We start from the raw sequence: 13136 nt of genomic DNA, 5'->3' as shown, positions 1-13136 counted from the left end.
TCGCTTGGATAACGCCATGCCATCCACGCCCCGCATTGCCGTCGCTTTCGGCGGTGGCGGAGCGCGGGGCATTGCGCATCTGCATATCATCGAAACTCTCGATGAGTTGGGCATCAAGCCTGTCGCCATTGCCGGCTCGTCCATCGGATCGATTGTCGGCGCTGGCATGGCCAACGGCATGAGCGGCAAGGAAATACACGACTATATGGCGGCGATTTTCAATCGTCGTTCGGAAGTGGCGCGCCGCATGTGGCAGACGCGTCCATCCCGCTGGGTCGAATTGCTGAAGGGCGGCTTTCGCGTCAGCCAGTTCAACATCGAGAAAATCATCGATGTGTTCCTGCCCGCATCGCTGCCGGAAAAGGTCGAAGACCTCAAGATTCCGATGAGCATCACCGCGGCGGATTTTCACGCCGCGAAGGAAGTTCAGATCGTCGATGGCGATTTGCGTTCTGCAATCGCCGCTTCCTGTGCCATCCCCCCGGTCTTCGCACCTGTGCGCCGCAATGGCCGCATTCTGGTCGATGGCGGCCTGTTCAACCCGGTGCCGTTCGATCTGCTTTTCGACAAGGCGGATATCGTCATCGGCATTGATGTCGTAGGCGCGCCGCCCGGTGACGACGATTATATGCCGACGACATTCGAAGCGGTTATCGGCGGTAACCAGCTGACCATGTGCTCGATCATCGAGAACAAGTTCCGCATTCGGCCACCGCATATTTTCCTGCGACCGGATGTCGGCCGGATCGGGCTGCTCGATTTCCTGAAATTCGATCAGATACTTGCCCAGAGCGTCGGTGTTCGCGAAGAGCTGAAACAGGCCCTCGATCGCATTATCGAGGGCGATAATCTTCCGACTCTGTCTTAGACTGCCACCTTATTCGGCGGGGATTGCATCTTCCATCGTATCATCATTGGCGGCAGGTGACGGCGCATCGACCGTCTTGTCGATACGCTGACCTTCGCGCGTTGGCTTGACCAGAGGTTCAGGCGTAACCGGCTTGTTGAACAACAAATGCCGTCCGGCCATGATGCCTTCAGAGGCCTGCACATGCAGGCGATCCTCGTCGCGCTGGCGCACATCTTCGCGGATGGCATAGGCATTGTTCTCCGCCATGCCCAGACCTTCCAGCGCGCGCTGCCCGAAGAGCAGACCAGATTCGAAGGTTTCGCGCAGTTCGTACTCCACGCCCTGCGCCCGCAGCTGTAAAGTATGCTCGCGGTCATAGGAGCGCACGAACAGACGCACATCCGGATAGTCCGACTGGATCAGATTGACGATATGGTTCGTCGTTTCCTTGTTATGGGTGCAGACCGCAACGATCTTGGCCTTGCGTATGCCGGAAGCTTCCAGCACGTCCTTGCGGGTGCCGTCGCCGAAATAGATGCGGAAACCGAACTTGCCAGCGGCGCGCACACGGTTGGGCGACTTGTCGATCACCGTCACGTCGATGCCGCCAGCCAACAGGATCTGCGATGCAATCTGGCCGTAACGGGAAAAGCCGATCATCAACACGTCGGACCCTGCGCCTTCGAAATCCTCTTCGATTTCATCGACGGGCTTGTCCTTGATGAGAAGCTTCGAGCCGATGGCCACGGAAAGCGGGGTCAGCGCCATGGACACGGTGACAGCTGCCACCAGTTCGGAGCCAAGAGCGCTTGAGATGATTGCGGCGGCGGAAGCTGCCGAGAACAATACGAAGGCGAATTCGCCGCCCTGCGGCAGCAGGAAGGCGATGCGCACGGCATCATTGTGGCTGGACCGGAAGATGCGGCAGAGCACATAGATGACGGCGATCTTCGCCGCCATGAAAACCGGCACGGCCAGAAGGATCGTCTTCCAATATTCGAGAATCACGCTGAGATTGAGCGACAGGCCCACGGCGACAAAGAACAGACCGAGGAAAATACCGCGGAACGGTTCGATATCGGCTTCCAGCTCGTGGCGATAGGAGGACTCCGCCAGGAGCACGCCAGCGATGAACGCGCCCATGGCCATGGACAGACCAGCTGCCTGCAACAGTCCCGCAGAACCCAGCACGACAAACAGGGCAGCAGCGATCATCACTTCGCGCGCGCCGGTATTGGCGATGATCCGGAACATCGGATTGATCAGATAGCGCCCGGCAACGACGAGCGCGGCAATGGCGGCAACGGCGGTTGCTAGGTGAAAACCTGCGCTTGCCTGCGACGGTTCATTGGGCGACAGGGCGGGAATGATCGCCAGAATTGGAACGATGGCGAGATCCTGAAACAGCAGGATCGCGAAAGCGCGCTGCCCGTGCTTCTGGTTGGTCTCGGCGCGATCTTCCAGCACCTGCATGGCGAAGGCTGTCGAAGACAGGGCGAGGCCAAAGCCGATGATAATGGCAGCTTCCGGGTTTAGCCCCGCAAGATAGATTCCGAGCCCCGTCAGAACCGCGCCGCACAAGAGAACCTGTGCCGCGCCCAGCCCGAAGATCGCATGACGCAGCGCCCAGAGCCGCGACGGCTTCAGTTCGAGGCCGATGATGAAGAGCAGGAACACCACGCCAAGTTCGGAAAAGTGCAGGAATTCCTCACCGTCGGCGATAAGGCGCGCGACGGGTCCGATCGTGATGCCGGCAGCCAGATAGCCCAGCACTGTGCCAAGCCCCAGACGCTTGAACAGTGGCGCGGCGATGATGGCGCCGCCAAGGATCATTAGGGCCTGTAGGTAGAGATTTCCACCGGTCGGAATCATGCTGCGCGCTCTTGTGGTTCGGAGACGGACGGGTCTCGCGACTTGAGGATTTGGAGAAATGTGGACGGGCCTGCCTTGATGCCCCTCGATTTCGGCAATATAGAAACAAGATATGGCTGCAATCAGCCCGATGTCGACCAAATTGACGATATTTTTTTAGCAAGTCCCGGTCACGACCCGTTGCACATTGCAATGTCCGGTCAGGCGGAGGCGAGCTTGCCAAAGCGGGATTGTGCAATGATTTCAGATAATTCGTCGGAAAAGCTGGTCGAGCGTGCGGCCCAGTTGGTGAAAGCTGCCGAACGTGCGGGCGCCGATCATGCTGACGCTGTCGTGATGCGTGCCCGCTCTGTCAGCGTCTCGGTGAGACTTGGCAAGGTTGAGGGAACCGAATCGTCGGAGAGCGACGATTTTGCGCTGCGCGTTTTTGTCGGACGGCGGATCGCCAGTGTTTCGGCCAATGCGGGCGCCGATCCCGACCGTCTGGCGGAGCGCGCCGTCGCCATGGCGCGTGTTGCGCCGGAAGACCCCTATGAGCAGCTTGCCGATCCGGCGCTGCTGGTGAAGTCGCCGCGCGATCTTGATCTTTACGACACGACCGAAATCGATACCGAACGTCTGACGCAGGATGCGCTGGCGGCAGAAGCAGCTGCGCGTGAGGTCAAGGGTGTGACAAATTCCGGCGGCGCGGGCGCATCGCGCAGCCTCGGCGGGCTGGTGCTTGTCACCTCCACCGGCTTTGCCGGTCATTATGCCGCCACCCGTTTCGGACGGTCGGTTTCGGCCATTGCTGGCGAAGGCACCAAGATGGAGCGCGACTATGATTTCAGCTCGCGGCTGCATTTTGCCGATCTCGATACGCCAGACGCCATCGGGCGTCGCGCCGGGGAGCGCGCGGTGCGCAGGCTCGGCGCACGGCAGGCGAAGACGGGACCGGTCACGGTGGTTTATGATCCGCGACTGGCGCGGGGCATTGCCGGGCATCTGGCCAGCGCCATCAATGGTGCATCGGTTGCGCGCAAGACGAGCTTTCTGCGCGACAGTCTGGGCAAGCAGATATTGAAGCAGGGCATCACGGTGACGGACAATCCGCTGCGCATGCGCGGATCATCGTCCCGTCCTTTCGACGGTGAAGGCATTGAGGGCCAGCCATTGACCATGGTTGAGGACGGCGTGCTGAAGCACTGGCTGTTGTCTGGTTCCAGCGCACGCGAACTGGGCCTGACTGGCAACGGGCGCGGTGTGCGTTCGGGTTCCGGTGTTTCGCCTGCCTCGACCAATTTTGCCATTGAGCCGGGCACACAATCGCCGGAAGATCTCATCCGCGCTGTCGGCACGGGTTTCTATGTGACTGAAGTTTTCGGCCAGGGCGTGGATATGATCACCGGGCAATATAGCCGCGGCGCTTCCGGCTTCTGGATCGAAAATGGCGAACTTGCCTATCCGGTCAGCGAAGTCACCATCGCGTCGAACCTGAAGGACATGTTCCTCAATCTGACACCGGCGTCGGATATCGACCGCAATTTCGGGATGACCGCGCCGACCCTCGTAATCGAAGGCATGACACTTGCCGGAAACTGACAAACACAGCGAAACGCGTGACGAACTGGCGCTGTTGCGCGATGCAGCCCGTGAAGCCGGGCGCATTGCCATGCGTTATTTCGGGCGCTCGCCTGAAGTCTGGTTGAAGGATGGTCATTCGCCGGTCAGCGAGGCCGATCTTGCAGTTGATCGCTATCTGAAAGACGTGCTTCTGACGGCGCGGCCTGATTATGGCTGGATTTCCGAAGAAACCGGCGACGAGCGCGCCAAGGCAAAGCGGCGGCGGGCTTTCGTCGTCGATCCCATCGATGGCACCCGCGCTTATATTGCCGGTCAGGACCAGTGGTGCGTGAGCATCGCGATTGTCGAGGATGGCAGGCCGATTGCCGGGGTTCTGGAATGCCCGGTTCGCAAAGAACTGATCGAGGCCGGGCACGGACTTGGCGCGGTGCAAAACGATGCGCCGATCCACGTCAAATTGCCGCCGGAAGGCGAGAAGGTCACCATCGCTTCGGCGCGCAACATGACCGCCGCGCTGCCGGAAAAATGGCGTGACAGGGTCAAGCTGCACGCCTATGTGCCGTCGCTCGCCTATCGTATTGCGATGGTGGCGCGGGGCGAGATCGCGGGCACCTTCATTCGGCCAAATTCGCATGATTGGGATCTGGCTGCAGCCGATCTCATCTTGAGTGAGTCGGGCGGGGCTATTCTGACAAACGATGCTCTTCCGCTCATTTATGGCGGTCCGACGCGGAGCCATGGGGCTCTTGTCGCGGCCAGCGGGAATTTGCTGCGTGAAATGTTGAGTGTTGTCGCGGAGTGACCGTTGGGTTAATCATGCCGCGAACCAAAATTGTTCAGGGATTATTGTCATGAGTGTCGAAGGCGACAAAAAGCAGCTTCTTCATCTGGTGTTCGGCGGCGAGCTGTCGAAGCTCGGGACCGTGCAGTTCCGCGATCTCGAAAACCTCGATATCGTCGGCATCTATCCCAACTACGAATCCGCAAAGACCGCCTGGAAGGCCAAGGCCCAGCAGACCGTCGACAACGCCCATATGCGTTATTTCATCGTGCACCTGCATCGGTTGCTCGATCCCGAAGGTGTGACGCTGCAGGCGGACTGAGCAGTTTGCCCGGTCCAGACCAACATACAACCGAAGGCGAAGAGCGTCCGGTCCAGTCAGCGGTAGAACCCGTCAGGCGCAAGAAAAAAGACGGCTTTGCGAAGCGTCTTTGGAAGCGTGTGCGCGGGCCGCTGACGCAGTCGGCTGTCGTTAAAACGATTTTGGTCTGGCTTATCACGAGCTATTTCAAGCTCGTCTATTATACCAATACACGTCTGGAAGGATCGGCCGACCCGCAGGCGCTGGTCGGCAAGGACGATCCTTTCATCGTGACCTTCTGGCACGGCCAGCACCTCATGGGACCGTTCATCTGCCCCAAGGGGATCGAACTTGTTGCCATGTTCTCGCGCAGCGCCGATGCGGAACTGAACGCCCGCGTGGCGGAAAAGCTGGGGCTGATGACGGTGCGCGGTTCCGGCGGACGCAGTTCGCGTGCGAAGCCGGAAAAGGGCGGTGCGCGTGCGCTCCTCACCTTGAAGAACGCGCTGAAAAAAGGACAGTCGGCATCGATCATCGCCGACATTCCCCATGGCACGCCGCGCGAGGCGGGCGAGGGGATCATTTTGTTGGCGAAATTGTCCGGGCGACCAATCATTCCGGTTGCTTATGCCTTCTCAAGAAACCATGTTTTGGAGAAGTCGTGGGACAAGACGACGATTCCACTGCCTTTTGGACGGTCCGTTGTTGTGCGCGCCGACAATGTCTGGGTGGATGCCGACGCCGATGAAACGCAACTGGAAGAAAAACGCATGGAACTGACGCGCCTGCTGAACGATGCCACGGAGCGCGCCCATGCGGCATTGGAGAAAGCGAAATGAGCGAACGCTGGGCGCGCAATCTATTGTCAGCCTATCGCATGTTCGGCTCCGCCGCCTATCCTTTCATGGGGCCTTACATTGCCTATCGCGCATCTCGCGGCAAGGAAGAGCGGCAGCGTCGTGGTGAGCGTTATGGCAAGTCAGCCGTCGCCCGCCCGCAAGGACCGGTCATCTGGGCCCATGCCGCCAGCGTTGGCGAAAGCGTTGCCATTACACCGCTGATCGAAAGCATTGCCGCAACCGGCATTCATATCGTGATGACGACGGGCACAGTGACGTCCGCAAAGCTCGTGGCCGATCAGCTGGGCTCCAAGGTTATCCATCAATATGCGCCGCTCGACCTGCAACCGGCGGTCAATCATTTCCTCAATCACTGGAAGCCGGACCTCGCCATTGGCTGCGAATCCGAAATCTGGCCCGCAACGGTGCTGTCGCTCGGCGGTCGTCATATTCCGCAGGTGCTGGTCAATGGCCGCATGTCGGATCGCTCTTTCGCCAGATGGCAGAAGCGGCCTGCGCTGGCCGAAGCCTTGTTCGAAAATTTCGCCCATGTCGTGGCCCAGTCGGAACTCGACGGCGATCGTTTCCGTGCGCTCGGTGCGCGTCCGGTCAGTGTCTCGGGCAATCTGAAAGTCGATACCGCGCCTCCGCCTGCCGATCCGCAGGCCTTGTCCACATTACAGCGGCAGATTGCCGGACGGCGTAGCTGGGCGGCGATCTCCACCCATGATGGTGAAGAGGCAATCGCTGCCGAAGTGCACCAGATGCTGAAGGTACGCTATCCGCACCTCGTGACGATCATCGTGCCGCGTCATCCGGATCGCACGCCTGCAATCGAGGCGATGCTGGCGGAAAAGGGTTTGAAAGTCACCAAGCGCAGCACTGGCGCGCCGATTGAGGCGGATACCGATATTCTGCTGGGCGATACGATTGGCGAAATGGGGCTTTATCTCCAGCTGACCGAGATTGCTTTCATCGGCAATTCGTTGACCAAGGAAGGCGGACACAATCCGCTGGAACCGGCCATGATGGGCACAGCCGTGCTGACCGGCAAGAATGTGCAGAATTTCCGCGAGTCCTTCCAGCGCCTGATCAAGAATGGCGGTGCGCGCATCGTGAAGGACCGGAACATGCTCGCCGGGGCGATCAATTTCCTGTTCAACAATCCGCAGCATCTGCGCGGCATGATCAATGCGGGCGTCAGCACCGTCAAGGATATGCGCGGTGCGCTTGATCGCACGCTTGTCGCGCTGGAACCTTTTATCCAGCCGCTTGTGTTGCAGGCGCAGTTTCCCGGCAATCGCAACGAGGTTGCCTACGTCCACGGCGGCATCTGATATGGCGAGCGAAGCGCCGCCATTCTGGTGGGAAAAGCCCGACTGGCGCGCCCGGTCATTGGCCCCCGCCGCCTGGATTTACGGCTCCATCGCCGGGCGACGCCTGATCCGCTCTGAACCGCCCAAAATTGCTCTGCCCGTTCTCTGCATTGGTAATTTCACGGTTGGCGGCGCAGGCAAGACCCCGACGGCAATTGCCTTTGCCAAAGGCGCAAAGGCACGCGGGCTGAAACCGGGCATCGTCTCACGCGGCTATGGCGGCAGCTATCAAGGCCTGCATGTGGTGGACCCGGGGCATGACAGCGCCCGTTATGTCGGTGATGAACCGCTATTGCTTGCACGCCATGCGCCGGTCGCACTTTCTCCTGACCGGGTGAAGGCCGCGCAGCATCTGCAATCGCTCGGCTGCGATTTCATCATCATGGATGACGGGTTCCAGAGCGCCCGGCTTCATGCCGATTTTGCGCTGCTGGTGGTGGATGCGGGGCGCGGGATCGGCAATGGCCGTGTTATCCCGGCAGGCCCGTTGCGTGCGCCGCTGACCGATCAGATGCGCAAGACCGATGCCCTGTTGCGGATCGGCAAGGGCGATGCGGCGGATTTCGTGATCCGTCAGGCGGCCCGAGCGGGACGACCGATCTATGAGGCAAAGCTCATTCCATCATCGACGACAACGGTGGCGGAGAAGCGCTGGCTGGCCTTTGCCGGTATCGGCAATCCGGACAAGTTCTATGCCAGCCTTGCGCAGGCAGGCGGTACGATTGCGGAAACACGCTCGTTCCCCGATCATCACAGCTTCGAGCCTGACGAAATTCGCGATCTGATCGATACGGCCCGGCGTAACGGTTTGGGCCTGATCACCACAGCGAAGGACCACGTGCGTCTGGCAACGATGGTCGGTGTACCGGCTGAATTTCTGTCGAAACTGGCGGTTCTCGATATCGATCTGAAATTTGAGCGCACAGACGCGCTCAATCATATCCTTGATACGGTGATCGAGCGCTTTAAAAGCCGGTCGTTATAAGCAAACTAGGCCTTCTTGCGGCTGCGCATTTCCGGATTGAACTCAAGCTCGCGCTCGAAGGAAATATGGCCGGTTGCATAGGCTTCCTGCCGCGCAACGCTCCAGTATTTCAGCTCGTCCAATGGAATTTGCGCGCCGGTAACGGCACAAAGCACATAGGAACCGTGCTTGACGATTTCATAGTCGCCGTCGAGATAACGCAGGACAGCTTCGGAGGATGAGCGGGGCGATTCAAATCTGTTCATATGTGTAAAACCTTTGCGCTGGATTCTAGCAAGTGCCGACCTTGGCGTCCAGCGGTGCTGGATGAGCAGCTGTAAGAAAAGACATCAACGCCTGCCGAAAAGCCGCTCGATATCGCTCAGCTTCAGCTCGATATAGGTCGGGCGTCCGTGATTGCACGTGCCGGAACCGGGCGTTGCCTCCATTTCGCGCAGCAATGCGTTCATTTCTTCCGGCTTGAGGCGGCGTCCGGAACGCACCGATCCATGGCAAGCCATGGTGGCCGCGACATGGTTGAGCATGGCTTTCAATCCATCGGAGGTTTCATGCTCGGCAATCTCGTCGGCGAGATCGCGGATCAGCTGCTGCACATTCATTTCGCCCAGCATGGCTGGCGTTTCGCGCACAGCGATGGCGCCGGGACCAAACTGCTCGACGCCCAGCCCGAACCGGGCCAGCGTTTCGGCATGGCTTGCCAGCCGCTCGGCGTCCTCTTCGGGCAGATCAACCACTTCCGGGATCAGCAGCATCTGTCCCGGTATCGGGCGGGAATGCAGCGCGTTTTTGAGCGCTTCATAGACCAGCCGTTCATGGGCTGCGTGCTGGTCCACGATGACAAGGCTGTCCTCGGTTTGCGAGACAATATAATTGGCATGAATTTGTGCGCGGGCAGCACCCAGCGGCTTTTGCTGCAACTCGACCGGGGCTTCGCTCATCGTTGCGCGCGCATCGGCAGTCGGAATATTCACGACGTCGATTGTCGCCTGCTCGCTTTCATGGAAACCGGATGCGCTGCCGAAATCAAGCGGTCTATGCGCCGGATGTGCGGTCTGCGGCGACCATTCGCTTCGAGGCGCTGGCCGATCCGGTCGCCAGCTCGTGGAGGCGAAGCTGCTGGATGCGGCGCGCGCGCCTGATGAGGACTGTGGCTGAAATCCTTCTGCGCGAAAGGCCTGCAACATGGCTTCCGCACCGCTGGTTGCCGGGCGGATGCCGGATTGGGCAAGCGCCTGCTTGATCGCGCCGACGATAAGGCCGCGCACCAGACCGGGGTCGCGGAAGCGCACATCGGCCTTGGCCGGGTGCACATTCACATCGACCAGTGCCGGATCGAGCGTCAGAAACAGCACGGCGACCGGATGGCGGTCACGGGCAATGACATCGGCATAGGCCCCGCGCAGCGCGCCAAAAATCTGCTTGTCGCGCACCGGGCGACCATTCACATAAGCGAACTGGTGCTGCGCATTGCCGCGATTGTGGGACGGTATGCCGACAAATCCTGCGAGCCGCACACCATCACGCTCGGCATCGATGGCCAGCGCGTTTTCACCGAAATCCTGCCCCAGAACCTGCCCGATGCGTTCCAGTGTGGCATCGGCGCCCGTGCCGGTCGCAGGCATTTCCAATGGCGAGCGGTCGGTGCCTGACAGCGAAAAGCGCACATGCGGAAAGGCAATGGCGATGCGCTTCAACACATCTGTGATGGCGGAAGCTTCGGCGCGGTCGGTCTTCATGAATTTGAGGCGGGCGGGCGTTGCGTAAAACAGGTCGCGCACTTCGGCTATCGTGCCGCGATTGAGTGCGGCAGGGCGCGGGCCTTCGAGATGCCCGCCTGAAACGGAAACCTCGAAACCGGCATCCGCGTCCTGCGGACGCGATTTCAGCGTCAGCTTGGCGACCGAGCCGATGGAGGGCAGGGCTTCGCCGCGAAAGCCGAGCGCTCGAATATCGTGCACGTCGTCGGAAAGTTTGGATGTGCAATGGCGCGAAACCGCAAGCGGCAGCTCGTCGGCGGGAATGCCGGAGCCGTTGTCGGTGACGCGCAGCAGCGTCTTGCCGCCGCCGCCGGTCACAACCTCGATACGGGTCGCGCCAGCGTCGATGGCATTCTCGACAAGTTCCTTGATCACGCTGGCCGGTCGTTCGATGACCTCGCCCGCCGCGATCTGGTTGATGATGGTTTCGCTTAAGTGTCGAATGGGCATGCGGCGATTATAGGCAGATTCGCGGGCCGCGGTAATAGCACCGGGCTGCTTCTGAACCGAACCTTTGAAACCGCAGGACTGACGCCTGCGGTTTGCTGTGTAACAGCGTCAGGCCGCCTGAGCTTCAGCCTCTTCATTGAGGCCGAGCTGAATTGCGGGTGCAGGGTAGCCAAGCAGGAAGCCTTGCACCTGATTGCAGCCTTCTTCTTGCAGAATATCCATCTGCGACTGCGTCTCGACACCTTCGGCCAGCACGGGAATATCGAGGCTCTGACCGAGCGCCAGAATGGCGCGCACAAAAGCCTTCGACTGCACATTCTGCTCCAGATCGGTGACAAAGCTGCGGTCGAGCTTGATCTTGTCGAAGGGGAAGGAGCGCAGCGTCGCCAGCGACGAATAGCCGGTGCCGAAATCGTCAATCGCGATGCTGACCCCAAGTGCCTTGATTTCGCGCAAGATTTGCAGGGCACGCGCCTGATCGCGAATGATCGCGCTTTCGGTTACTTCCAGTTCCAGAAGCTTTGGCGAAAGATCGGTCTCGGTCAGGATATCCCGAACCGTTTCCACAAGGCCGGTATGGCTGAGCTGTAGCGGGGAAATATTGACCGCGATCCTGCGGGCAACGGGCCAGCTTGCCGCTTCCCGGCAGGCCGCACGCAGCACCCATTCGCCAAGCTGGGTGATGACGCCGGATTCCTCGGCTATAGGAATGAACACGGTTGGCGGAACCAGACCCTGCACGGGATGACGCCAGCGCAGCAGAACTTCATATCCTGATACGCCGCCATCCTTCATGCTGCGCTGAACCTGAAAATTCAGGAAAAACTGGTTTTCGTCGATGGCCGTCCAAATGTCGCGGGCCAGCGCTGCACGCTTGCGTGCCGCTTCATCCATGCTGCTTTCATAGTAGCAAATCTTGTCCTCGATGCTTTGCTTGGCGCGGTACATCGCCATGTCCGCATTGGACAAGAGCTTTTCCACATCGTCGGCATCTGTCGGATAGATCGCGATACCAAGGCTCGCACCGGGGCGGACAACGGCATTGCCGAGGTCTACAAGATCGCAAAGCGCGGTATTAAGGCGTGACATGAAGCTGCGCAGGTCGTCTTCGTCCTCAAATGTCTTCAGGGCTGCGAATTCATCGCCGCCAAAGCGACCGATCAGCTCACCGCTTTCCAGATGCTCGGTCATGCGGGCGGAAATCTCGCAGAGCAGCCTGTCACCAGCAGCATGACCATAGAGGTCGTTGACTTCCTTGAAGCGGTCCAGATCGATGCCGATCAGCGCGATACGATAATGGCCGTTATCGGCATTGATCTTCTCGCGGTTAAGGCGCTCGACAAACTGGGTGCGGTTTGGCAATCCGGTCAGCGAGTCATGGCGGGCAATATGTTGCAGCTGCCGCAAGTTGGACGACTGGACGTGACTGTCGATCAGATAGCTGGCAAGCGCGGTGCAAAGCACGAGCAGACCGACGCCGCCGACCGAAACGGCAAGAGCGAACTTGTCGGCCAGTGCTGCTTCTTGCAGATAGTTCATCGGCGTGACGGTCATTGCGGCCATGCCGGTAAAATGCAGGCTGACAATGGCGATCGTGAAGGTCAAAACTGCCAGACGATACGAGGTTGGATAGCTCAAGCGCATCAGAACCTGACCGGACAGCGAGCCGAACAATACGGCAAGCACGATGGACGCATAGAAGTAATCCATGTTCCATTCGATCAGCCCGTCGACGCGATAAGCCAGCATGCCGATATAGTGCATGGCGGCAATCGAAGCGCCGACCATAGCGCCGCCAATGACCGGGGCGAAACGCGGAAAGCCCCCGGTCATGACCACGAAGCCGATCCCGGTGCCGACAACGGCAATCACCAGCGACAGGATGGTCAAGTCTGGCAGCAGCACCACCGGCGCGCTCGGCTCATAGGCCAGCATGGCGACGAAATGCGTGCTCCAGACGGTCGAGCCCGACGCGATGGCCACCAGAAAATGCCAGCCATAGCGAACCGCGCCATGGCATTTCGCTGCTTTGCGGACGAGATTAAGCGTGATCGCTGAACCGACGAGGCAGATCAAAGCTGCCAACGTCGTCAGCCACGCTTCATGCTGCGTGGCAATACAATTGAGAACGGTAATCATGGAGTGGATTGGCCCCGATAGCCCTATTAAACGAGGTCAGGGCATTGAACTGCCCAAAGTGATCGGCTTGGCTTTAAAGTCGGTCCGTTACGATCCGACAGAAAAACCTGGCTGCTTAGGTGGTCATTACAAATGCAGAGACTCGATAGGAACCGAGCGGCCGATATGCCCAGATCGTATCAACGCACATCGGCGCATCATAGTCGCGTAACACATCTTAGCC

General features: G+C 59.6%; 11 protein-coding genes. 7 read left to right on the top strand and 4 right to left on the bottom strand.

What is annotated here, in order from left to right; all coding sequences use genetic code 11:
- The first annotated feature begins 4 nt into the window (after positions 1-4).
- Entirely contained in the window at positions 5-868 is an 864-nt protein-coding gene (locus FHW00_RS13070; RefSeq protein WP_078338945.1) for a patatin-like phospholipase family protein, read from the top strand.
- 9 nt (positions 869-877) lie between these two features.
- Here FHW00_RS13070 and FHW00_RS13065 read toward each other — a convergent pair whose 3' ends face one another.
- Positions 878-2722: a monovalent cation:proton antiporter-2 (CPA2) family protein gene (locus FHW00_RS13065; protein WP_078338944.1), complete on the bottom strand. Its 1845-nt coding sequence runs from the start codon at positions 2720-2722 to the stop codon at positions 878-880.
- A gap of 237 nt (positions 2723-2959) precedes the next feature.
- On the opposite strand from FHW00_RS13065, the gene FHW00_RS13060 reads away from it, so the two are divergent.
- The 6 genes from FHW00_RS13060 (at position 2960) to lpxK (ending at position 8567) form a co-directional block, all read left to right on the top strand.
- Positions 2960-4303, top strand: coding sequence for a TldD/PmbA family protein (locus tag FHW00_RS13060; protein WP_078339067.1), 1344 nt, complete (start codon positions 2960-2962; stop codon positions 4301-4303).
- Positions 4290-5087 carry a 3'(2'),5'-bisphosphate nucleotidase CysQ gene (locus FHW00_RS13055; RefSeq protein WP_078338943.1) on the top strand — a complete coding sequence of 266 codons (798 nt, stop codon included), beginning with the start codon at positions 4290-4292 and terminating at the stop codon, positions 5085-5087. The genes FHW00_RS13060 and FHW00_RS13055 overlap by 14 nt, the downstream gene beginning before the upstream one ends.
- A gap of 49 nt (positions 5088-5136) precedes the next feature.
- Complete coding sequence (locus FHW00_RS13050) at positions 5137-5388, top strand: DUF4170 domain-containing protein (protein WP_078338942.1); 252 nt, start codon at positions 5137-5139, stop codon at positions 5386-5388.
- A 119-nt stretch (positions 5389-5507) separates the two neighbouring features.
- Positions 5508-6206 (top strand): lysophospholipid acyltransferase family protein, encoded by a 699-nt coding sequence (locus FHW00_RS13045; RefSeq protein WP_078339066.1) that lies wholly within the window; start codon positions 5508-5510, stop codon positions 6204-6206.
- Positions 6203-7543: a lipid IV(A) 3-deoxy-D-manno-octulosonic acid transferase gene (gene waaA / locus FHW00_RS13040; RefSeq protein WP_078338941.1), complete on the top strand. Its 1341-nt coding sequence runs from the start codon at positions 6203-6205 to the stop codon at positions 7541-7543. The genes FHW00_RS13045 and waaA overlap by 4 nt, the downstream gene beginning before the upstream one ends.
- A 1-nt stretch (position 7544) precedes the next feature.
- The gene (gene lpxK, locus FHW00_RS13035) at positions 7545-8567 is read left to right on the top strand and encodes a tetraacyldisaccharide 4'-kinase (RefSeq protein ID WP_078338940.1); all 1023 of its coding nucleotides are present in this window, start codon (positions 7545-7547) and stop codon (positions 8565-8567) included.
- Positions 8568-8572: 5 nt separating this feature from the next.
- Here the strand turns inward: lpxK and FHW00_RS13030 are convergent, their stop codons facing one another.
- The 3 genes from FHW00_RS13030 to FHW00_RS13020 form a co-directional block, all read right to left on the bottom strand.
- Positions 8573-8812 carry a DUF2093 domain-containing protein gene (locus FHW00_RS13030; protein WP_078338939.1) on the bottom strand — a complete coding sequence of 80 codons (240 nt, stop codon included), beginning with the start codon at positions 8810-8812 and terminating at the stop codon, positions 8573-8575.
- A gap of 84 nt (positions 8813-8896) precedes the next feature.
- Positions 8897-10774: a DNA mismatch repair endonuclease MutL gene (gene mutL, locus FHW00_RS13025; protein ID WP_078338938.1), complete on the bottom strand. Its 1878-nt coding sequence runs from the start codon at positions 10772-10774 to the stop codon at positions 8897-8899.
- A 108-nt stretch (positions 10775-10882) separates the two neighbouring features.
- Positions 10883-12913 carry a putative bifunctional diguanylate cyclase/phosphodiesterase gene (locus FHW00_RS13020; RefSeq protein ID WP_078338937.1) on the bottom strand — a complete coding sequence of 677 codons (2031 nt, stop codon included), beginning with the start codon at positions 12911-12913 and terminating at the stop codon, positions 10883-10885.
- Positions 12914-13136: the final 223 nt, after the last annotated feature.

The organism is Ochrobactrum sp. P6BSIII (assembly GCF_014138065.1).
GTDB lineage: Bacteria > Pseudomonadota > Alphaproteobacteria > Rhizobiales > Rhizobiaceae > Brucella.
Note: the sequence above shows the minus strand (reverse complement) of the source record. Positions and strands in the feature narration are given on the sequence as shown.

Coding starts and splice junctions, on each gene's coding strand:
- FHW00_RS13060 (WP_078339067.1), top strand. CDS start 2,960: ATGATTTCAGATAATTCGTCGGAAAAGCTGGTCGAGCGTGCGGCCCAG.
- mutL (WP_078338938.1), bottom strand. CDS start 10,774: ATGCCCATTCGACACTTAAGCGAAACCATCATCAACCAGATCGCGGCG.
- waaA (WP_078338941.1), top strand. CDS start 6,203: ATGAGCGAACGCTGGGCGCGCAATCTATTGTCAGCCTATCGCATGTTC.
- FHW00_RS13030 (WP_078338939.1), bottom strand. CDS start 8,812: ATGAACAGATTTGAATCGCCCCGCTCATCCTCCGAAGCTGTCCTGCGT.
- lpxK (WP_078338940.1), top strand. CDS start 7,545: ATGGCGAGCGAAGCGCCGCCATTCTGGTGGGAAAAGCCCGACTGGCGC.
- FHW00_RS13050 (WP_078338942.1), top strand. CDS start 5,137: ATGAGTGTCGAAGGCGACAAAAAGCAGCTTCTTCATCTGGTGTTCGGC.
- FHW00_RS13065 (WP_078338944.1), bottom strand. CDS start 2,722: ATGATTCCGACCGGTGGAAATCTCTACCTACAGGCCCTAATGATCCTT.
- FHW00_RS13020 (WP_078338937.1), bottom strand. CDS start 12,913: ATGATTACCGTTCTCAATTGTATTGCCACGCAGCATGAAGCGTGGCTG.